The sequence below is a fragment of the Arthrobacter sp. SO3 genome (assembly GCF_020532825.1).
Lineage (GTDB): Bacteria > Actinomycetota > Actinomycetes > Actinomycetales > Micrococcaceae > Arthrobacter.
This window is the reverse complement of sequence record NZ_MQTS01000102.1, coordinates 31,136-53,218: the sequence shown is the minus strand read 5'-3', so window position 1 is coordinate 53,218 and position 22,083 is coordinate 31,136. Positions and strand designations below refer to the sequence as shown.

Genomic DNA, 22,083 nt, shown 5'->3' with positions numbered 1-22,083 from the left:
GGACGGGGGCTTCCGCGGCGGCGCGGGGGCTGGTCATGGCGCTCATGGTGCTTCCTTTGCTGTTGGGGTGGCAGTTCGGAACTTCCTGTGGATCGTGTCGTCCCGGATGCTTTCCGGGGGGAGCTGTAGGTGGTGTGCCGTGGAGGGCGTCTTCGGTTCGGGTCTGCAATGTCAGGGCCCGGGCGGAAGCCTGAGCACCTGGCCGGGTCGCAACAGGTGGGGGTTGCTGCCGATCGTGTCCCTGTTGGCCTGGTAGACCCGGGGCCAGTCCAAAGCGATGTCGACATCGGAGGCGTAAGGCCCCAGCCGGGCTGCGGACAGGCCCCACAGGGAGTCACCGGGGCGCACTGTCACCTCAGCTGCCTGGCCCGCTGGTTGCTGGTGTCGCAAGGGGCGTCCCGCCAGCGGCCCGGGTTCGGCGACCGGGCTGAGCGGCCGCCATTGCGGATTCGCGATGGCCGGCGTTCCAGGCGCAGGCGCAGGCGCAGGCGCCGGCCCCGACCGCGGACCGGAGGACGGCGGGGGAGCTCGGGTCCCGCCCGGGATCTGCGCCGGAGTCCAGCCGGCGGATGCTGCGGGCCTGCCGGAGGTCATCCCGGGCAGGCCCTGCAGGGTTGAAGCCGTGGCGAGCGGAGCGGTGAGCAACTGAAGTCCGACCGCGGCCAGGGCAAGACGGCGCATAAAGGCGGGGGTGAACTTTCCGGCGGCCGAGGCCGCGCGGAGCTTCCCGCAGCGTTGAAGGAGCGCCGCCACGACGGCAATGACAAAGGACATGGCCCACCAGACGATCACGATCAGGCCGGCTGTATTCGCCGCCATGCCGATCTGGTCCTCGAACCCCACGGACTGGTGCCGTGCCGAGGAGGACTGCCAGCGCCTGACGATGTTCCCTCCTGTCCCGGCGAGAAACACGCCCAGCAGCAGGACGACGGCGGCCATGGCCGCGTCGGCGGGAACCACAGTCCGGTCGCCGCGATTCGGTACTGATGCCTTAGCCATGGTCTCCGCCTCACTGCTCCCTTGCCAACCGCATGAAAGATCTTTTGATAGCCTTTGATGTTGTTTAATCTTGTTTGATACATCTAGCTACAGTTTGATCCGGTCAGCAGTCTTTTGTCTAGGGCCGTTTTTGCAGTTTGCTGATTGACCCCCGGGGAAGGCGCGCCTACGCTGTCGCCATGCGCTGGGATGCCCTCTTTTCCGATCTGGAGACCCAAATGGCTGCCAGTGAGCGGCTGGATCTCGACGCCGAAATCACCGAACGGACGCGTACGGAGTCGGCGGCGGGGGGGCTCACGGATCGGCTTCGCGGCTCGCTGGGGCTTCTGGTCGTGGTGCAGCTTGCCTCGGGATCAACGTTCGAGGGGACCTTGAGCCACGCGGGAAGCCAGGCGCTCGTTCTGGATGAGCCCATGCACCAGGTGCTGGTTCCCTATGCCTCGGCGGTCCGCTACCTCGGGCTCTCCCGGCTCGCCGTGACGGAGCCGTCCAAGGTCCGGCAGGGGCTTGGCCTCGCCAGCGCCCTGCGGGGACTTGCGCGGGACCGGGCCAGCCTGGCGGTGCTGATTTCCGGCGGCTCGGCGGGAGAGTCGGTACTCCACGGGGTCATTGACCGGGTGGGGCGCGACTACCTTGACCTGGCGGTCACCGGTGAGGGTGAGGAGCGTCGGGCGGCGAATGTCCGACAGGTGGCGACCATTCCCTTTGCCGCGCTGGCCGGGATCAGGTCGGCCAGGACCCCGGGCTGCTAGGTGCCGGACTTCCGGCGGGAGAACGGCGGCAGCTCCACCCGGCATGCCGGGTTCAGCGGGTCTTGGATTTTGCCTCTTCGATCATCCGGCTTGCTTCCGCGTACCGTTCCTCGATGTACTGCTCAAGCATCTTCTCCTCGACACGCCACTGGCCGCGTCCGCCGACCTGAATGGCCTTGAGCTCACCGCTCCGCACGAGCGCATAGGCAGCCGGGGCGTTGATCTGGAGCTGCTCTGCTACGTCGGCAAGGGTCAGGAATCGGGGCATGAGTCCATTTTGCCACCTATGACTCCATCTGAGGCGGTTATCCACAGTTTGCACTTCTTTGCCCCCGTGTCTTCCCGTCCGGGCGGGAAGGCGTAACAATGATGGTGCCCGGCCAGTACCGGGCGGCGACTACAGGGGGAGCGGGCGCATGGGTGTGACCACGGTGGGCGGCGGGGCGCGGCTGAAGAAACCATCCTGGAAAGACCCCAGGCTCCTCGTGGGCATCCTGCTCGTTCTGGCCTCGGTTGCAGGCGTCGTCTCCTTGGTCGGGGCCGCGGACCAGACCGCCGAGGCCTACACCGCACGGGAAGCGATCGCGGTGGGCGAAAAACTGTCCGTGGACAAACTCAACCGCGTCAAGGTCCGCCTCGGCGACGTCGAACAGCACTATCTCACGCCTGCGGCCGGCGTAGCCGACGGACTCGTTGCCGTCCAGAGAATCGGCAAGGACCAGCTGGTGCCGCGCGCTAGCCTCGGGCAGCTGGACGGCCTGGACCGGAAGCCCGTGGGGGTCACCATCGATGAGGCCCTGCCGGACCAGGCCGTTGCCGGCTCCCGGGTGGATGTCTGGGTGGCACTGCCCGATGACCGGAACGGGTTCAGCCAGCCGACGCTGCTCTTGCCGGGCGCGGAAATCGCCCAGATCACCCAGGGCAGCACTTCGCTGGGGTCCGCCCGCTCCACCGTCGTGATGGTGTTGGTGACGGACCAGCAGATGCCGAATCTGCTGGGGGCGCAGGCCAACAAGGCAAAGATCTCCGTGGTCTGGAACCCGGGTGGGGCGGGCCAATGAGCATCCCGGTCGTCACCGTCGGGGACTCGCGCGAAGACCTTGTCGGCAGACTTGAGCGCCTCCACGGGCCGGTTTCCGTCGTCCGGAGGTGCAACGAGCTGGCAGAACTGCTGGCCGCCTGCCAGGGAGGCCTGGCGCGTGCCGCCGTCGTAGCGGCGGGCAGCGGGGAGTTGACCGCGTCGCTGGTTGACCGGCTGTCCGCCGTCGGCGTCGCCGTCCTGGCCCTGACCGACAGTCCGGAGGAAATGGCACGGCTGCAGGGGATCGGCGTGGCTGCCGAACTTACCGGGGTCGACGCCGCCGCTCTTGCCAGCCGCATTACGGCGTCCGTCGCGCAGCTGGCAGGAGCTGACCCGTGGCTCCGTCAGGGAGCCAGCTCCGGCTTCGCCGATGCAGGACCCGCGCCCGGTACGACCGGCGCAGCCACTGGGGAGGGAATGGAAGGATCCGGCACGGGGCGGATTATTGCGGTCTGGGGGCCCGCCGGTGCCCCGGGCCGGACCATGCTGGCGGCAAATATGGCGGCGGAACTCGCTGCGGAGGGAAAATCGGTGCTGTTGGTGGATGCCGACAGCTATGGTGCCAGCGTCGCGGCCATGCTGGGCCTGCTGGACGAATCGGCCGGGCTCGCGCAGGCCTGCCGGCTGGCGGACCAGGGTCTCCTGGACGCGGCGGCGCTGCTCCGGATTGCCGTTCCGGTGGCCACGAGAGCGGGAACATTCCGCGTGCTGACCGGCATCACCCGGGCGGACCGCTGGACTGAACTCCGCGCCGCAGCACTTTCCCTCGTGCTGGCCCGGGCCCGCCAAGTCATGGAAGTCACCGTCATTGACACAGGTTTCTGCCTTGAAAGCGACGAGGAGCTGAGCTTTGACACGATGGCCCCGCGCCGGAACGCCGCGACGCTGCGGAGCCTGGAGCTGGCGGACACGGTGTTCGCCGTCGGGGCGGCTGACTCGATCGGCGTCCCGAGGCTGGTCCGCGGCCTGGCAGAACTGGAAACGGCTGTCCCGAACGCGTCCCCGCGCGTGGTGCTGAACAAGGTCCGGCCGTCTGCTGTGGGACGCTCTCCGGAACGCCAGTTGCGCGATGCGTGGGAGCGGTACGGTCCCACCCTCCCGCTGGGGGCCTTCCTCCCGGCGGATCCGGTCGCGACTGATGCGGCCCTGCTCGCAGGGTCCCTCCTGCTGGAGGCCGCACCCGATTCCGCACTCCGAAGTGGCATTGCCGCGCTGGTTTGTGCACCCGTCCAGCGAAACGGCGGATCCTCTGTATTTTCTTCCACAGCGAAGCGGTGGCTAAAGGGCTAGGCTCGCTCTGAGGGCCGCAACGAAGCGGCCATGAACCTTTTTTATGGAGGCGTTTGTCGATGTCGTCTGGGTCCAGTGTGGAGGATCAACCCGTTTCGATCGGTGCCGATGAAGGCTACCTGAGGGACTACTACGAGCACCTCGCCGAAGAAGACGCGCGGGCGTACCCCCAGGAGTTGCTCGCTGTGCGGGCGGAAACGCACCGCCGGACGGCGGCGAACCGGCTCCCGGGCATCGCCAGCATCACCATCTCCGACGAAGCTGACCGCAGCGTCGTCTACATCGTCACCGACGACATGCCGTTCCTCGTGGACTCGGTCAATGCGGAACTCGTCCGTCAGAAAGCCCCCATCCACCTGGTGATGCATCCGCTGTTCGTCGTGACCCGCAACCGTGAGAGCGGCGAACTCGTCAGGGTCTCCCGGGTCCCTTCGCACCTTGGCATCTCCAGCGGAGACACCGCCGCGATGCCCAACCTCTCGCACCTGATTGCCCAGGGCGACAACGCCTCCCACATGGAGTCCTGGATCGCCGTCGAAATTGACCTCGTCGACGACGGGAAGCGTGCGGCGCTGATGGAGGGCATCGGACGGGTGCTCGCCGATGTGCGTGCCGCCGTCGAAGACTGGCCGAAGATGCGGCACCGGGCCCTGCAGATTGCCCAGGACCTCGACACGCTGGCCAACCCCGCGCAGATTGCCGAACTCCGCCAGGCGCAGGAGCTGCTCCGCTGGCTGGATGACGGGAACTTCACCTTCCTCGGCTACCGCGAATATGAGCTCAAGAACGAATCCGGCGAGGATGTCCTGGAACCCCGGGAAGAGAGCGGCCTCGGGCTGCTGCGCGGGGGCGCCGACACCCCGCACCAGATCCAGCACCTCACCGAGACGGGCCGGAAAAAAGCACGCGAAAAGCGCGCCCTTGTCATCACCAAGGCGAACTCCCGTTCCACCGTCCACCGCTCCGCGTACCTGGACTACATCGGCGTCAAGAGCTTCGACGCAGCCGGCAACGTCAACGGCGAACGACGTTTCATCGGGCTCTTCGCCACCACGGCCTACGCCGGCTCCGTGCGCGACATCCCGGTGGTCCGCGAGAAGGTCGCCGCAGTACTGAGCGAGGCCGGCTTCCCGCCGGATTCGCACTCCGGGAAGGACCTCCTGGGCATCCTGGAAACCTATCCCCGCGACGAGCTTTTCCAGATCGAAATCCCCGATCTGGCCGCCATTGCCACGGGCATCCAGCGGCTGCAGGAACGGCGCCGGACCCGGCTGTTCCTCCGACCGGACATCTACGGGCGCTTTATGTCCGCCCTCGTCTACCTTCCGCGTGACCGGTACACCACCAACGTGCGCCTGCGCATCGAACAGGAACTCCGCGAGACCTTCGACGCCGTGTCCATCGACTACGAGGCGCGGATGACGGAATCCGCGCTGGCCCGGCTCTTCTTCCGGATCAGACTTCCGAAGAACGCCGACGTCAGCAACGTCAACAGCGACGATCTCGAGAAGCGGCTGGTCCGCGCCGCCCGCTCATGGAGCGAAGGCATCACCGAGGTCCTGCGCGCCCGCGCCGGCGGCGCCGGTGGCCTTGAGGACGACGGCGCCAAGGAACTTGCCGCCGTGTGGGCCGAGGCCTTCCCGGCGAGCTACCGCGTCGATTACGAGGTGGAGGATGCCCTGGAGGACATCGCCCGCTTCGAGAAGTACGGTGCCGCACCCGCGGAGGAAACCGCCGGGGAACATCCCGGCGTCCACGTCTACCTCCCCGACGGCGCCGGCGCGACGCTCGAAGAGGACGCCCGGGTCAAGCTCTACATGCTCGAGCCCAAGAGCCTGAGCCAGATCCTGCCTTACTTCCACAACCTGGGTCTGGAGGTCCTGGACGAACGCCCGTTCGAGATCGAAACTGCGGACCACCGCGACTTCTTCCTCTACGACCTGGGCCTGAAGTACCCGGCCGGGGTGGACCCGCTCAAGACCGGGCAGCTGCTCGCGGACTCCTTCGGCGCCGCGGTGTCCGGTGCGGTGGAGTCTGACAGCTTCGACCGGCTGGTGCTGCGCGAGGGAATGCACTGGCGCCAGGTCGTCGTGCTGCGGGCCTATGCCAAGTACATGCGGCAGATGGGCAACACCAACTCATACGGATTCCTGGCCGACACCCTGCTGGCCAACCCCGATGTCAACCGCGGACTCAGTGCCCTGTTCGAGGCCCGCTTCGATCCCTCCCTCGGCGAGGAAGCACGCCGGATCAGGCAGGACGAGGTCCTCACCGCACTGGACGCAGCGATCGAAAAGGTCGCGACCCTCGACGCCGACCGTGTGCTGCGCACCTTCAAGAACCTGATCCAGGCGACGCTGCGGACCAACTACTTCCAGAACAAACCCCACCTCAGTTTCAAACTGAACCCGGCCGCCATCGAGGGCCTGCCGTTCCCCAGGCCCATGTTCGAGATCTGGGTCTACTCGCCCCGCGTCGAGGGTGTGCACCTGCGCTTCGGCAAGGTCGCCCGCGGCGGGCTGCGCTGGTCGGACCGGCGCGAGGATTTCCGTACCGAAATCCTCGGCCTGGTCAAGGCCCAGACGGTCAAGAACGCCGTGATCGTGCCCACCGGCGCCAAGGGCGGGTTCTACGCCAAGCAGCTCCCGGATCCGGCAGCGGACCGCACCGCATGGATGGCAGAGGGCGTTGAAAGCTACAAGACGTTCATCCGCGGACTGCTGGACGTCACCGACAACCTCGTCACGACGCAGGAGGGGGAGCAGCTGGTGCCGCCGGCCGACGTCGTACGGCACGACGACGCCGATTCCTACCTCGTCGTCGCGGCCGACAAGGGCACAGCGTCCTTCTCCGACATCGCCAACGGCCTCGCCGCGGAATACGGTTTCTGGCTCGGCGATGCCTTCGCCTCCGGCGGCTCGGTCGGTTACGACCACAAAGCCATGGGCATCACCGCACGCGGTGCGTGGGAGTCCGTCAAGCGCCACTTCAGCGAGCTGGACTTGGACACGCAGTCCGAGCCGTTCTCGGTCGTCGGCGTCGGCGACATGTCAGGCGACGTGTTCGGCAATGGCATGCTGCTGTCCAAGCACATCCGGCTGCTCGCGGCGTTTGACCACCGGCATATCTTCCTGGATCCCACCCCGGACGAGGCTGTCTCCTTCGCCGAGCGCCAGCGGCTCTTCGAGCTGCCCCGGTCCTCCTGGGACGACTACAACAAGACACTGATCAGCGAGGGCGGCGGTATCTTCGCCCGCCAGGCGAAGTCCATCCCGGTCTCGGACCAGGTCAGGTCCGCGCTCGGCCTGCCCGACGGGACCACCCGGCTCAGCCCGCCCGAACTGCTGCGCGCGATCCTGCTCGCCCCGGCCGACCTTCTGTACAACGGCGGCATCGGCACCTACGTCAAGGCCAGCACGGAAACCAACGCCGAGGTTGGCGACAAGGCCAATGACTCCATCCGCGTCGACGGCCGCGAACTGCGCGTGAAGGTGGTCGGTGAAGGCGGAAACCTCGGCATGACGCAGCGCGGCCGGATTGAGGCGGCACTGCAGGGCGTCATCCTGAACACCGACGCGATCGACAACTCCGCGGGCGTGGACTGCTCCGACCATGAGGTCAACATCAAGATCTTCGTGGACCGGATGGTTGCCGCGGGGAAGCTGGATCCGGCGGAGCGTTCGGAGTTCCTGGCATCGATGACCGACGAAGTCGGCCGGCTCGTGCTGGAGGACAACATCGACCAGAACATCCTGCTGCTCAATGACCGGATGCGGGTCTCCGAATGGAGCCCCAGCTACGAACGCCTGATGGACTGGCTGGAGAAGTCCGCGGACCTCAAGCGCGATCTGGAAGCGCTGCCGACCACCGAAACGCTGCGCGAGCGGCTGGAACAGGGCCAGGGCCTGACCTCGCCGGAGCTGTCCGTGCTGGCGGCCTACGCCAAGATCGAACTCGCCTCGGCACTCCGGGACAGCGACTTGTCCGAGGACCCGTGGTTCCGGCAAACCCTGCGGGCCTACTTCCCGCAGCAGTTGCGGGACAGGTTCGACGCCGAACTCGACACCCACCCGCTGCGGCGCGAAATCATCGCCACGGTGGTGGCGAACGACATGATCAACATGGGCGGCATCACCTTTGCGTTCCGGGCCATGGAAGAGACCTCGGCCACCGAGGCCGCCGTCGCCAAGGCCTTTGTGGCGCTCCGTGAAGTCTACGAACTGCAGATCATGGTCGGGGAACTCAACGAGCTGCCCGCCTCCTTCCCGACGGAGCACTGGAGCACCGTCCACCTGGACATCCGCCGGCTCCTGGACCGCGCCGTGCGGTGGGTCCTGAGCCAGGGCAACGCCTCCCGCCCCATCGCCGAAATCGTGGGGGAGTTCAAGCCGCTGATGGATCCAATGCGGGCCCGCCTGCTGGACTACCTGCGCGGCGACGACCGCGCCCGGGTTTCCGACTGGCTGGAAAAGGCGCGCGGCTGGGAACTGCCGGAGGACCTGGCCCACCGCTGGGCGGAACTGTTCGAGAGCTTTGTGTTGCTCGACATCGCCAAGATCGTCCACGTCAGCGAGGAACCCGTGGAGAACATCGCCCATGTGTACTACACGGTGTTCAACCGCTTCCACGCCGACTCCCTGCTGGAGCGCATCACGAAGCTGCCCAGGAGGGACCGCTGGCAGGCGCTGGCCCGGGCGGCCCTCCGTGACGATCTCTACTCGACCGTTTCGGACATGACGACGGCGGTGCTGGAGGCAACGCCTGCACAAATGCCGGCGGGGGAGCGGCTTGTCGCCTGGGAGAGCCAGAATGTCGAGCAGTTGGACCGCGCGAAGAGCATGTTTGATGAGGTGAACGCCCTCGAGGCCGATGACATGGCCTCGCTGTCGGTAGCATTGAGGCTCTTGAGGTCAATCGTTCGACGCTAGGCAGCAGACGCTGCCCGCGTCGCAAATGGAGGTGCTGTGGCAATCTTTACGGACCCTATCAGGGAGCATGCTGATTTCGGGCCGGGGGATGCCGAGTGGTTGCACCTGCTCGTCGGCGACTGGCAGATGGTCGCGGACCTGGCGTTCGCGGACTTGGCGCTGTGGTTTCCGCACCCGGAGTTCGGCTACGTGGCTTTGGCCCACGTCCGCCCCTCCACCACGCATACGGTCTTCCATGCCGACTTCGTGGGGGAGGGGATCCGGTCCGATCTGAAGCCACTGGTTGACAAAGCGTGGGAGAGCCGCGCGATCGAGCGCTCCAACGAGACCAACTGGAGCAGCGACATGGCCCTTCGGGTGGAGGCTGTGCCGATGGTCCGCAACGGCCGGACGCTGGCCATCGTCACCACCCACATGGACCTTTCCAGCTCGCGGATGCCCTCGCGGCTGGAGCTGACCTACCGGCAATGCGCGTACGATCTGCTGCGGATGGGGACGCTGGGACTCTGGCCGGACTTTGCCTCGCCCACCGGTTCGCGCCGCGGCGCGCCCCGCGTGGGTGACGGCCTCATCAGGCTCGATGCCGAGGGCATCGTCCAGTACGCGAGCCCCAACGGGGTCTCGGCGTTCCGCCGGCTCGGCGACGGCGAATCACTGGAGGGCCGGAGCCTGGCCGAGGTGACCGCTGGCCTGCTGAAGGACCGCCGCATGGTGGACGAGACCCTGCCGCTGGTGGTCACGGGACGTATGCCGTGGCGCAGTGAAATTGAGTCCCGCGGGGTCAGCCTGTCGCTGCGGGCGATTCCGCTGCGCGACGAACAGCACCGCTTTGGCGCCCTGGTGCTCTGCCGGGACGTCTCGGAGCTGCGGCGGCGGGAGATGGAACTTGTCACGAAGGACGCCACGATCCGCGAGATCCACCACCGGGTGAAGAACAACCTGCAGACCGTCGCTGCCTTGCTGCGGATGCAGTCACGGCGGATGGTCAGCGACGAGGCGAAGCAGGGACTCGAACAGGCGATGCGGCGGGTGGCCACCATCGCCCTCGTTCACGAGACGCTGTCCCAGGGCCTGACCCAGAGCGTCGACTTCGATGAGCTCATCGGTCGCCAGTTCCGGCTCTCGGCCGAAGTGGCTTCCCCGTCACAGCAGGTGAAAACGGCACGCTCCGGACTCTTCGGCGAGCTGCCGAGTGACTTTGCCACCCCGCTGGCCCTGGTCATCAACGAATTGGTGGCAAACGCCGTCGAGCATGGCCTGGAGGGCCGGACCGGAACCGTCTGGCTGATCGCGGACCGCTCCGAAAGCGAGGACGGGGACGAGCTGCTCACCGTGACGGTGGCGGACGACGGTGTCGGCATCCCCGCTACTCCGTATGTGGAGGGGCTCGGCCTGCAGATCGTGCGCACCCTGGTGACCAGCGAACTGGGCGGCAGCATTCAGTGGAGTGCGCGGGAGGGCGGCGGAACCGCCGTCCAGATTGTCTTGAGCCTGGCCACCCGATAGCTGGGACCACGCCTTAACGCGCACTGGCCGCAGACCAAGGTCTGCGGCCAGTGCTGTCCTGCCGCGGTAAGCGGATCGCCGGCGGGCCGGCTTCAGGAATCCTGGGACTAGGAGGCGCGGCGGGCGCGGGCTGCGCGGCGCTTCAGGGCGCGGCGCTCGTCTTCGCTCATGCCGCCCCAGACGCCGGCATCCTGGCCGGACTCCAGCGCCCACTGCAGGCAGGTGTCGACGACGGGGCATCGACGGCAGACACTTTTTGCTTCCTCGATCTGCAGGAGGGCAGGACCGGTGTTTCCTACGGGGAAGAAAAGCTCCGGGTCCTTGTCAAGGCACGCTGCGCGGTTACGCCAATCCATGCTGATCAGTCACTCCATTTCCTGGGCACTCATTGAAATGCCTTTGTGAAATTATTCACTAGAGGCTTCATAAGAAAGGGGCCCTCTGGGGCCCCCTCGGTCATCTGGATTAAGCGTGTCATGTTAACGCTGCGTAAACAAGGGGTAATTGGCTGCAAAATGCCTTGGGATCGTGAGCGATGCATCACATTGGCTGGCGGCGCCCTCACATCTAGACGACTATGTCCGGTACTGTGCCAGTGTGTCAAGAGACCCTGAAAACCCCTCCGAAGCTGCCGGCACCCGCAACGGCGACCCCGCCGGGGTCCCTGCGGGAACGAGCAGCGGCACTGCCGCTGGCTCCGGGCCCGCTGAATCCGGGCCCGCTGCCTCCGGGCCCGCTGAATCCGGGCCCGCTGCCTCCGGGCCCGCTGAATCCGGGCCCGCGCCGGCCGGCTCCCTGGGCGGCGCCGGGTCCGGGACTCCCTTACGGCCCGCGGGGATACTGGTGATCTCGGTCGTCGTGGCACTGGAAGCGGCGGCACTGCTCGTGGCGGCAGTCTGGTACGGAAGCCAATTGCTCTCCGGCGCGCCGGTGCTCTCCTTCTGGGGTGCAGTGTTCACGCTGGGACTCCTGCTGGCCTTCTCCGCGTGGCTTTTTGCCGTGGCTGTCTACCTGTTCCGCGGCTACCGCTGGCCCCGTGCCGGTGCGCTGGTGGCGCAGCTCTTCACGCTCACCATCGGCTTTCCAACCATGACGGGCGGATACCCCTGGACGGGCCTGGCCATGTTGCTGCCGGCGGTTGTGGCCATCGTTGTGCTCTTCGACAAGCGTGTGATCGCGTTCGCGTCCCGCGCCGGCGGCGCACCGCCCGCCCTGTAGCCGGGTTCCGACGGTCAGGTCACTGTCCAGGTCCGCGTCCGTGTCCAGATTCTGGTCCGGTGCGGCGGATGTCTTCGGCGGGATCGACTGCGAGCTGCACCGCCAGTGCGCGCCCGTCTGAAATCACGACCGCGCGGCCCGGGGGAGGGCTCTGTTCGGGTTCGAACCTGACGCCGAAGAGTTCTCCGTCCATAAGCCCCCGCGGGCCGATCAGCACGCCCCGCCCCTGGCCGGCGGCGTTTTGAACCAGCGGGACGCGTTGCCGGATGCCCGCGCCGAAACCGGCAGTCAGGACCACCCGCCAGCCGAGATTGTTCAGCAGGAGCAGCCGGCCGTTGGTTTCGGGCGACTGCAGATCGAGGTCGTCCACGAGGAGAAGTGCGCCAGGGTCCAGCCCACCCGAGAGTGCGGCCTCGTGGGTCCGGGTCCAGTACCGCTCCTGATCCGCTGCCTCGGGGGCCCGGAGGCAGCTGGCGGCCGGGTTGAGGCAAGGCAGTGCTGACAGCAGCGAGGTCTTCCCGGAGGCCGGACCGCCGAGGACGGCAAGGACGGCGCCGGCAGGCAGCGCGACGCCCGCTGGGAGGAGCTCGTCGCCGCCGACTCCGAGGCGCAGGTGGCCGGGCAGGGGACAAGACGTCAATGCTGCCGGGGCCCCGGTCCGGGCCCCGGCCCCGGCGCGGGACGACAGTGTCTCGCCCCGGCCCGTGGCGCCAGGTCCGGCCCGGGCGAGGACTTCGGCGACTGTCACCAGCCCTGGCAGGGGCTCAACGCGGAACGGCCGGGTCCGCACAGCAACAGCGGCTTCGCCCCCGGTGGCGGGGGAGCACCGCTCAAAGAGCTGTGCCACGTGACCTGACGGAGAGGACGCGGCGGAGAGCGGCCCGAAAACCACTGCCCGGCCGGCAGCCGCTTCGGTGGCGGGCAGCCGGGGCCAGGCAAGCCGCCCCTCCTCCGTCGAGCCGGCGGGCAGGAAGATCCGGTTGGGAACGGCAGCAAAGAACCGTGAGGTCACTAGCTCCCGTTCACCCGCAACCAGGACAGTGACCCCCGCCCTTGCGCCGTCGCGGACAATGTCCTGGACCAGATCTTCGGCCCACGCCAATGGACCGGCCCGAAACGCCGATACCCAGGATCCCCAGCCGCACAGTGCGAGGACGAGAGCCGGCGCGTCGGCCGTCCGGGCGGCGCCCAGCCTCCGGGTCATTTCCTCGCAGACACGCTCCAGCAGCCGCGCGGCCCGGCGGAGTTCGTGCAGTCCCACAACAGCCCCGACCCGCGGGGATGCGACCACCGCGCTGAATGACCCGCCCGCATCCAGGACGTAGAGATGTGCTTCATCATCACAGCTGAGGAGCTGAGCCACGATGAGTCCCAGGGCGGCGTCGGCGCCGCTGCTGTTCCCTGGGACCAGCGCTAGATGGCCGTGGCGGGCCGGACGCCAGCCGAACCCGGCGACGCGCTGTTCTTCGGGTATGTCCACCAGCCCCAGCCTGATCCGCCCGCACCCACCGTCCGGGGGGAATGGCAGGAGTTTGGGCAGCGGCCCCGCGACGGGACGGCGCGGGGAATCTCCGCCGGTCGACTCCCAGGCCGCGGACACTGCCTCCGCCAGTCCGCTGGCCGCCAGGGAAGGCTGCACGGTGCCGGGCGGCAGGGTGGACTCCGCGGTGCCGGGCACCACGGACGACGCCGCGGTCACGGGCGCCACGCCGGAGGACCCGACGGCTGACGGACGGCAAAGGTATTCCATCGCCTGCAGCACGGCGGGGCCGCGGACCAACCCGACGCCCCGGGCGGCGACCGTCGCCGTCTGAAACTCCTCTGGCGCTTCGTTTCCGCGGACCAGGTAGGCGCGGCCCGGACTCGTGATCGGAATGTCCGCCGCCAGCCGGGAGTTGATGATGTCGAGGGATTCCAGCTCGGACTGGACCCGCAAGGCGATACAGCTGGTCACGTTCGCGCGGATGTCCGCGGAAACGGCGCCCTGGGGACGCTGGGTTGCCATGATGAGGTGTATCCCGAGGGAACGTCCGATCGCAGCAATCCGCATGAGCTCGGCCAGGGCCTCCGGCTCTTCGTCAACGAGCATCCTGAATTCGTCAATGATGATGACCAGGTGGGGCAACGGCGGCCCGCCGGGGTCAACGGACTCGTAGGCCGTGAGATCGGCGGCCTGGTACGAGGCGAGCAGCCCTTCCCGGCGGCGCACCTCCGCCCCCAGCGAGACCAGCGTGCGCGCCACCTCTTTGACGTCCAGATCGGTCAGGAGCCCCACGCAGTGGACCAGCCCGGCCAGCGGCCGCAGGCCGGAGCCGCCCTTGAAATCGATGAACAGCAGATTGACGCGGTCCGGTGAATGGGCGGCCGCCAACGCCGCGGCCAGGGTCCGGAGGAATTCTGACTTGCCGGACCCGGTGGTGCCCGCCACCAGGAAGTGGGGACCGTCCGCCTGGAGATCCAGCCGCAGGGTACCGGACTTTCCGGTGCCCACCGGGACGGCAAGACCACCAGCATGAGCGGACTCGGCCCACCGCGAGGCTATGTCCGCCGCCGCGAGCGGAAGAAGATCGCCCAGGGAGCGGGCTTCCGGCCTGCCCGCGCCGAAAGCCGACGCAGACGCCGGGCCCCCCATCAGGCGGCAGCTGCGGTCGAAGACGCTCGACGGAACAAGATCGGGGATGAATTCCAGCGAAGATCGGGCAGATGACAGCCGGCCGGTGCGCTCCCTGAGGACGAGGGCCACACCGTCAGCCGGGGCCGGGCCGCCGGCGCAGTCGAGGACCTGCCAGCCGCGGCTGACGGCCACGGAGCGCAACGCGGCGGTTTCCCCGGCGGAGACGATCAGGAGCACGCCGCGCTCGCAGTCCGGACCGAAGCCAGCCGCCAGGGCTTCCATGGTCGAGGCCTCATGCACGGAAAGCGTTGCCGCTGCCAGGAAACGCGCGGCCAGAAGCTGTGGGGTCGGTCCGTGGATGACGAGCCTGGTCCGCCGGGCCGCCGGGTAACAGGCAAGCTGCATCACCACGGACCTGGCCAGCCCGGCCACAGCGTCTGCGGGGCCGCGGACGGTGGCCACCGGCGTCCCGGGGTCAAGGGTCACCGGGACCATTCCAAGCGGCGGTGGCCGGAAGCCGGGATCCGGCGGTTCCAGCCGGATATTCGTGTCCTGGGGCGCCCGCCCGAGCCGCAGCCAGACCGGTCCGGCGCCGGCGGGAACCTCGGCCGGGCCGGGTTCAGCCCATGCAACCCGCAGGGACAGCTCACCCGCGGATGGCGCGGCCCGGCGTCGTCGTTCCTTGTCCTCAAGCGCTGCAGCGGCGACGGCGGCCCGCAGTTCGCGGCGCTGCCGTCTGCCCGTCACCACGGGCACCAGGACCGAAACCGCCGACACGGCCGTGAAGGCCAGAAAGACCCACATTCCCGTCAGGATGGCCAGGCCGACTCCGATGCCGAGCGGCAGGGCCGCGGCCAGCACCAGGGCCGTCCTGTTGCCGTGCACCATGGGATTGCTGACCAATAACGGCGCCGAGACGTCGGAGCCGGCAGCGGCCGGGATTCCGGAGTCCAGTGTGCCGCTGAAGACAAGGGACATCGACGAGCCACCGCACTCAATCAGGGAGTCGGTCGAGACGGCCGCCGAGTGCACCTTCCTTCCATCGACGCTGATCCCGTTGGCACTCCCGAGATCGAGGAGGGTGACGGCGGAATCAGTGACCTCCAGCTGGGCATGCTCGCGGGACAACTCGGCATCCGGAATCACGACCTCGGTGCCGGCGCGGCCGATCCGGAACCGCCCGCGCCGCAACGGAAATATCAAGCCGGCACCTGGCCCGCCGTGCACGGCAAGGACGAGCGGTGCCGGGTCAAGGGCGGCTGCCGGTGCGGTGCCGTCCACCATGACGGCGCCTTGCACGAGAGGGGCCCGACCGACCCGCAAGGCAGCGAGCGGGACCCGGTCCACCGTCAGTTCCCCCGTCCCGTAACGCCGGGAGATTGCCGCCTGGAGTTCTGCGCCGGGGCAGTCCGCCGGCACTTCTATGGACAGTTCCAGCGGCCCGGACGTCAGCTCGGACCCCGGGGCCGGAACCAGGGTGCAGTGCAGCATCATCGAAGAAGGATCCTTTCCCGCATCGGGCGTTTGGAACCCACGCTAGGCGCGGCGGAGGCAACCGGCGCCGGGGATTCCGCCTATGTGGACGACGGAGTGCGTGGCCGATTCCGTTTGACGCTCGGGTAGGCTAGAGCAGCAGACAATGCGCAACATTGCGCTGCCCGCATTCGAACCAGGAGAGTTTGTGACCGCTGACCTCGTCATCGTAGGGTCGGGCTTTTTCGGCCTGACAATCGCAGAACAGGCCGCCACAGAGCTGGGCTTGAAGGTCGTCGTCATCGACCGCCGCCATCACATCGGCGGCAACGCGTACAGCGAAAAGGAAGAGCAGACCGGCATCGAGGTGCACCGCTACGGGGCGCACCTCTTCCACACTTCCAACGAGCGCGTCTGGGAGTACGTGAACCGCTTTACGACGTTCACCAACTACGTGCACAAGGTGTACGGAGTCCACAAGGGCGAGGTGTACTCCCTGCCGATCAACCTGGCCACAATCAACCAGTTCTTCCGCGCGAACCTGACCCCGGGACAGGCGAAGGATCTGATCAAGGAACAGGCCGGGGAGCTCGCCGGCACCGATCCGCAGAACCTCAACGACAAGGGCATCCAGCTCATTGGCCGGCCGCTGTACGAGGCGTTCATCAAGCACTACACCGGCAAGCAGTGGCAAACGGATCCCAAGGACCTCCCCGCAGGCATCATTTCCCGCCTCCCGGTGCGCTACAACTACGACAACCGGTACTTCAACGACACCTTCGAGGGTCTGCCGACGAACGGCTACACCGCCTGGATCGAGAAGATGGCGGACCACCCGAACATCGAGATCCGGCTCAACACCGACTTCTTCGACGAGTCGCAGGAATACAGCAAGGACAAAGTCGTCGGCAACGTCCCCGTGGTCTACACCGGACCCGTCGACCGCTACTTCGACTTCGCCGAGGGCGACCTCTCCTGGCGCACCATCGACTTCGAGGAGGAGGTGCTCGACGTCGGTGATTTCCAGGGCACGTCGGTGGTCAACTACAACGACGCCGACGTCGGCTACACACGGATCATCGAACCGCGCCACTTCCATCCGGAGCGTGACTACCAGACGGACAAGACCGTCATCATGCGGGAATTCTCGCGGGCAGCTGAAAAGGGCGACGAGCCTTACTACCCGATCAACACCGCCGCGGACCGTGAGCGGCTGCTCAAGTACCGCGACCTGGCGGCGGCCGAGAAGGACGTCCTCTTCGGCGGACGCCTTGGCACCTACAAGTACCTGGACATGCACATGGCCATCGGCTCTGCCCTGACCATGTTCGAGAACAAAATTCGCCCGCACTTCGAAAGCGGCGCAACCCTGGAAAGCGGAGGAGTGGACGCATGAGTGCCGCTGAAGGAACCACAGCCTGGGACACGATCCAGCGCGTCATCCTGCCCTCGGCGGACCAGCCGGACACGGTGTCGCTGTACGCGGACGCTGGGACGGCCAGCGGCATCCGGTTGCGGGAGAACGACGAGCTCGCCCGGACACCCAAGCTTCCCGAAGACAAGCTGCAGATGTTCAGCTCCGGCAGCCAGCAGGCGCACTTCGAAGACCTCCTCACCCGGCATTCGATGCGCGTCCGGTCCGGTGAGCAGATTTCTTTCGGGACGTATTTCAACGCGTTTGCCGCGAGCTACTGGCGGCGCTGGACTTCGGTCCGGGACATCCGGCTGGTCGTCCGGACAAGCGGCACCGGCACGGTCACCGTGTACAAGTCGAACGCCCGCGGATCCGTCCAGCGCGTCGACGGCGTCCACGTCGACGGCGACGCCACCTCGGTGTTCGAGCTGTCGCTGAAGCCGTTTGGCGACGGCGGGTGGTACTGGTTTGATCTCGCCGCCAGTGCGGACGGACTGGTGCTCGAGAGCGCCCAGTGGGAGAGCGCGGCCACCGGGGCCCCCAAGGGGCAGGTCACCCTTGAAATCACGACCATGAACAAGCCTGACTTCTGCCTGAACAATGCCCGCATCCTGGCGGAGAACCCGGACGTCCTTGAGAACGTCAAGGAAATCCTGATCGTGGACCAGGGCACGCAGAAAGTCGAGGACCAGGAGGGTTTCGCGGCTGTTCGGGACGCCCTGGGCGGCAAGCTCCGGGTCATCAACCAGGCCAACCTTGGCGGATCCGGCGGCTTTGCCCGCGGCATGTACGAGGCCGTCGAGAACGGCAGCGACTACGCCCTGCTCCTGGACGACGACATTGTCGTGGAACCCGAAAGCATCGTGCGCCTGGTCACCTTCGCCGACCATTGCCGCAAGCCGACGATCGTCGGCGGCCACATGTTTGACCTTTACAACCGCAGCGTCCTGCACACCTTCGGCGAGGTCGTGGACCCCTACCGGATCGTGCCCGCCCTGCCGCACGCCGATATGGAGACCCGGCACGACTTCAGCGTCGCGAACCTGCGCCAGACGCCGTGGCTGCACCGCCGCGTGGACGTGGACTACAACGGCTGGTGGATGTGCCTGATCCCCACAAAGGTGATCCAGGAAATCGGGCTGTCACTGCCGCTGTTCATTAAGTGGGACGACGCTGAATACGGACTCCGCGCACGGGAAGCCGGCTTCGCCACGGTCTCGATGCCCGGCGCTGCCGTCTGGCACGTGTCATGGATCGACAAGGATGACCTCGTGGGCTGGCAGGCCTACTTCCACGCGCGCAACCGGCTGATCACGACGCTGATCCACAGCCCGTACCCCAAGGGCGGCCGGGTGCTGCGCGAATCTTTCCAGTCCGACGTCAAGCACCTGGTGTCGATGCAGTACTTCACCGAGCACGGACACATCGACGCGTTGCGCGACCTCCTGAAGGGCCCCGACGACCTCCACAATGTGCTCGGCACCAAGCTGCCGGAGATCAACGCACTCAAGGCCGACTACCCGGACGCCCAGCTGAAGGACGACGTCGATGATTTCCCGGCGCCTAAGATCGGCCAAGGACCGATGGGCGGGACCGTTGTGGGGCTGCCCAGCAAGAAGCAGCTCATCCCGTGGGGCATCAAGACGGTTGCGCGCCAGCTGATCAAAGCGCCCGGCCCGGAAAGTGCCGAGCGGCCCCAGGGCTATCTGGCCCACCGGGACAACCGCTGGTACCGCGTGGCCCACTACGACAGCGTCGTGGTGTCCAACGCCGAAGGCACGGGTGCATCCTGGTATCAGCGCGACCCGAAGAAGCTCAAATCGATGCTGACGGAAACGGCCATGCTGCATGCGAAGCTGTTCCGGGACTGGGACAAACTTGCCCAGCAGTACCGGTCCGCCGTCGCGGAGATCAGCTCCTTCGATGCCTGGAAGAAGACGTTCGAGGCGAACTCCAAGGACGGCGACTAAATGGCAGGTCAGACCGACCAGCTGGTTAAGCCCGGAAGCGGGCACGGGCTCCTGGACGTTTACGGCGACCGGTTCCTCCTGAAGCTGCTGGTGCGCAAGGAAATCAAGGTCCGCTACCGCGGCTCGGTGCTGGGCCTGATGTGGTCTTACGTGAAGCCGCTCGTGCAGTTCCTCATCTACTTCGTGGCGCTGGGCATCTTCCTGAACCTCCAGCGGGGCACGCCCAACTATGCGATCTACCTGTTCTCCGGCATTGTGCTGGTGAACTTCTTCACGGAGTCGCTGTCCAACGCCACCCGCTCTATCGTGGACAACCGGGACCTGATCCGGAAGATCTACCTGCCGCGCGAGCTCTTCCCGGTGGCCACGGTCTGGGTTTCCGCGGCACACTTCCTGCCCCAGCTGCTGGTGCTTGTCGGCGCCTGCCTGGTGGTGGGATGGACGCCGTCGGTCCTTCAGCTGGCCGCGGTGATCCTGATCTTTGTGATGGTCGCCGTCCTGGGCACGGGCCTCGGCCTGCTGTTCGGCGCCGTCAACGTCTATTTCCGGGACTCCGAAAACATCGTGGACATGATCGTCATGGTGGTCACTTGGGCCTCCCCGGTCCTCTACCTCTGGTCGATGGTCCAAAAAGTGATGGGCGAATGGTTCTGGGTCTACCAGCTGAACCCGATGACGGTCGCCGTCGAGGTCTTCCACTGGGCCTTCTGGGAACCGACTCTCAGCGCGGACCAGCTGGTCAACGACGCCACACCCCCGGGAATGCTGACGCTCTGGCTGCCCGTCGCCCTGCTGATCACCCTGGCTGTGCTGTTCCTTGGGCAACTGACGTTCCGCCGGCTCGCCGTCCACTTCGCACAGGAGCTCTGACATGACCTCGCACGGCCATGTAGCGATCAGCTGCATCGACCTCCGGAAGCAGTTTGTCCTGCGCCACACGCGTTCCCTCAAGGAAGCCCTGGTTTGGCTGGTCAAGGGCCGCAAAGGGGACCTCTCGAAGAAGTTCCTGGCCCTCAAGGATGTCTCCCTTGAGGTCAAACAGGGTGAGACAGTGGCGCTCATGGGGCTCAACGGTTCCGGGAAATCGACCCTCCTGAAGCTCATCTCCGGAGTCCTGCAGCCCGACGGCGGCACGGTGCGCACGCGCGGCCGCGTCGCCGGGCTCATCGAGGTCGGCGCGGGCTTCCACCACGACCTCAGCGGCCGGGACAACGTCTACCTCAACGGCGCCATCCTCGGCATGACCGAGAAACAGATCGACGAGAAGTTCGACTCGATCGTGGAATTCTCCGAAATCGGCGAGTTCATCGACACCGAGGTCAAGTTCTATTCCTCCGGCATGTACCTGCGGCTGGCGTTTTCCATCGCCGTGCACACGGATCCGGAGGTCTTCCTGATCGACGAGATTCTCGCGGTGGGGGACGAGCCCTTCCAACGCAAGTGCATCGCGAAGATCAAGGAACTCTCGGAAATGGGGAAGACCTTGTTTGTCGTTAGCCATGACCTGGACCTGGTCGCCACCGTCTGTGAGCGGGGCGTCCTGCTCGAACACGGGGAAGTCGTCATGGACGGGGAGGTGCACGCTGTCGTGGCCGAGCTGCGGCGGCGGTCGGCGCACACGGAATCCGAGGACAGTTTGTGAATCACTTGCGTAAGCGCAGCGATCTCGCCTGGCTGGGCGCAACGTTGGTCGCTGCCTTCCTCGGCTCGTTGATTCCGCTGATCACCAATAACAGGTTCTACTATTACGACGATACCCAGGCCGGGGCGTTCGGCATCTGGTTCGAAATTGGCACCAAACTCAGCGCAGGGGAGTGGCCGCTCTTCAGCGACAGTGCCTGGGGGGCCGGCAACTACGCCGCCGAAGGGCAATGGGGGATTTGGAACCCGCTCATTCTCCTGATCGGCTGGGTGGCGAGCCGCTCGGCCAACATCGTCGTCTTCTCGACGGTTCTGAAGATCATCTTCCTCTGCGTCCTGGCAGCCGGCACGTTTCTGCTGGCCCGGAGCTACAAGGCCAGACCGGAATGGGCAGCCATCGCCGGGGTCGCGGTAACCCTGACCGGATTCACCGTGTACATCGACGCAGCGTCCTGGGTCACCGGACTCATGGTGTTCAGCCTCCTGCCCCTCACCTGGTACGGGCTGCGCCGAATGGCGTTTGAGGAAGGCAACCCGTTCATCGCGCTGGCCCCGGCCTATGTGCTGATAACCATCGGCTACGTCCACGGGACACTCATGCTGGTCATCGTCTTTGCCGGCCTGCTGCTGGAGGCATGGCTGCACGCCGGCCGCAGGGCTGTCCTCCGCGTGCTTCTCGCCGGTCTGGTGTGCGGACTCATCGCGACGGCGGTGTACCTCCCCGGCGTACTCACCGCTCCCGTGACGGCACGCTCCGGCGGAATCGCCAACAGCGGCTTCCTGACGCCGGACCTCACCGGACTGTTTACCGCCTGGGTGCCGGGCAGCCTGCCGCAGGTCACCGGCTGGTGGGGCGGCTTCGCGACGGTGCCCCTGCTCTACGTTGCGTGGTTCCTCCCGGTCCTCGCCGTCGTGGACTACGCCAAGGTGAAGGCAGCCAGCAGGGAGCTGGCAGCGCTCTGGGTGGTGGGTCTGCTGGCCCTGGCCCTGACGTTGGCGCCCAGCGATCTGGGGCCTCTGCGCTTCCCCATCAGGATCATGCCGTACGTGTCCCTGGCTGTCCTGCTGGCGCTGGCGGTGATGGTCTCCCGTTTCAGGGTCCCCGTCCTGAGCCGCGGACGCGTGATCGTCACGGCCGCGATTGTGCTGTCCGGGCTGTACCTCGCCTGGAGCCAGTTCCCGTCCTTCCGAATGGCG

General features: G+C 66.8%; 14 protein-coding genes and 1 pseudogene. 11 read left to right on the top strand and 4 right to left on the bottom strand.

Annotation, left to right across the window (positions count from 1 at the left end):
• Positions 1 to 171 precede the first annotated feature (171 nt).
• Positions 172 to 999: a LysM peptidoglycan-binding domain-containing protein gene (locus BJQ90_RS10505; RefSeq protein WP_226760231.1), complete on the bottom strand. Its 828-nt coding sequence runs from the start codon at positions 997 to 999 to the stop codon at positions 172 to 174.
• Positions 1,000 to 1,217: 218 nt separating this feature from the next.
• On the opposite strand from BJQ90_RS10505, the gene BJQ90_RS10500 reads away from it, so the two are divergent.
• A complete protein-coding gene (locus BJQ90_RS10500) occupies positions 1,218 to 1,751 on the top strand; it encodes a hypothetical protein (RefSeq protein WP_319004624.1) in 534 nt (177 codons plus the stop codon).
• A gap of 52 nt (positions 1,752 to 1,803) precedes the next feature.
• On the opposite strand, the gene BJQ90_RS10495 is transcribed toward BJQ90_RS10500, so the two are convergent.
• On the bottom strand, positions 1,804 to 2,019 hold the full coding sequence (locus tag BJQ90_RS10495) for a helix-turn-helix domain-containing protein (protein WP_056425852.1): 216 nt from the start codon (positions 2,017 to 2,019) through the stop codon (positions 1,804 to 1,806).
• Positions 2,020 to 2,167: 148 nt separating this feature from the next.
• Between BJQ90_RS10495 and BJQ90_RS10490 the strand changes: the two genes are divergently transcribed.
• Genes BJQ90_RS10490 through BJQ90_RS10475 form a run of 4 tightly spaced genes read left to right on the top strand, consistent with a single transcriptional unit; the run spans position 2,168 to position 10,556 of the window.
• On the top strand, positions 2,168 to 2,812 hold the full coding sequence (locus BJQ90_RS10490; RefSeq protein ID WP_226760229.1) for a hypothetical protein: 645 nt from the start codon (positions 2,168 to 2,170) through the stop codon (positions 2,810 to 2,812).
• Positions 2,809 to 4,122: an AAA family ATPase gene (locus tag BJQ90_RS10485; protein WP_226760228.1), complete on the top strand. Its 1,314-nt coding sequence runs from the start codon at positions 2,809 to 2,811 to the stop codon at positions 4,120 to 4,122. The genes BJQ90_RS10490 and BJQ90_RS10485 overlap by 4 nt, the downstream gene beginning before the upstream one ends.
• Positions 4,123 to 4,181: 59 nt before the next feature.
• Positions 4,182 to 9,050 carry an NAD-glutamate dehydrogenase gene (locus BJQ90_RS10480; protein WP_226760227.1) on the top strand — a complete coding sequence of 1,623 codons (4,869 nt, stop codon included), beginning with the start codon at positions 4,182 to 4,184 and terminating at the stop codon, positions 9,048 to 9,050.
• A 36-nt stretch (positions 9,051 to 9,086) separates the two neighbouring features.
• Positions 9,087 to 10,556 (top strand): sensor histidine kinase, encoded by a 1,470-nt coding sequence (locus BJQ90_RS10475; RefSeq protein WP_226760226.1) that lies wholly within the window; start codon positions 9,087 to 9,089, stop codon positions 10,554 to 10,556.
• A 107-nt stretch (positions 10,557 to 10,663) separates the two neighbouring features.
• Here the strand turns inward: BJQ90_RS10475 and BJQ90_RS10470 are convergent, their stop codons facing one another.
• The gene (locus BJQ90_RS10470; RefSeq protein ID WP_003804966.1) at positions 10,664 to 10,912 is read right to left on the bottom strand and encodes a WhiB family transcriptional regulator; all 249 of its coding nucleotides are present in this window, start codon (positions 10,910 to 10,912) and stop codon (positions 10,664 to 10,666) included.
• 481 nt (positions 10,913 to 11,393) lie between these two features.
• Between BJQ90_RS10470 and BJQ90_RS10465 the strand changes: the two genes are divergently transcribed.
• A complete protein-coding gene (locus BJQ90_RS10465; RefSeq protein ID WP_413463669.1) occupies positions 11,394 to 11,774 on the top strand; it encodes a hypothetical protein in 381 nt (126 codons plus the stop codon).
• Positions 11,775 to 11,793: 19 nt separating this feature from the next.
• Here the strand turns inward: BJQ90_RS10465 and BJQ90_RS10460 are convergent, their stop codons facing one another.
• Positions 11,794 to 15,882, bottom strand: coding sequence for an FtsK/SpoIIIE domain-containing protein (locus BJQ90_RS10460; RefSeq protein ID WP_226760225.1), 4,089 nt, complete (start codon positions 15,880 to 15,882; stop codon positions 11,794 to 11,796).
• 187 nt (positions 15,883 to 16,069) lie between these two features.
• Here BJQ90_RS10460 and glf point away from each other — a divergent pair, with 187 nt between their 5' ends.
• The 5 genes and pseudogenes from glf to BJQ90_RS10435 form a co-directional block, all read left to right on the top strand.
• On the top strand, positions 16,070 to 17,257 hold the full coding sequence (gene glf / locus BJQ90_RS10455) for a UDP-galactopyranose mutase (RefSeq protein ID WP_226760224.1): 1,188 nt from the start codon (positions 16,070 to 16,072) through the stop codon (positions 17,255 to 17,257).
• Positions 17,254 to 19,245 carry a glycosyltransferase gene (locus tag BJQ90_RS10450; protein WP_226760223.1) on the top strand — a complete coding sequence of 664 codons (1,992 nt, stop codon included), beginning with the start codon at positions 17,254 to 17,256 and terminating at the stop codon, positions 19,243 to 19,245. Before glf ends, BJQ90_RS10450 begins: the two co-directional genes overlap by 4 nt.
• On the top strand, positions 19,246 to 20,115 hold the full coding sequence (locus BJQ90_RS10445) for an ABC transporter permease (protein WP_226760222.1): 870 nt from the start codon (positions 19,246 to 19,248) through the stop codon (positions 20,113 to 20,115).
• 1 nt (position 20,116) lies between these two features.
• Entirely contained in the window at positions 20,117 to 20,887 is a 771-nt protein-coding gene (locus BJQ90_RS10440; RefSeq protein WP_226760221.1) for an ABC transporter ATP-binding protein, read from the top strand.
• Positions 20,884 to 22,083 (top strand): annotated as a pseudogene (locus BJQ90_RS10435) (hypothetical protein); the annotation flags it as partial. The gene BJQ90_RS10440 and the pseudogene BJQ90_RS10435, both read left to right, overlap by 4 nt.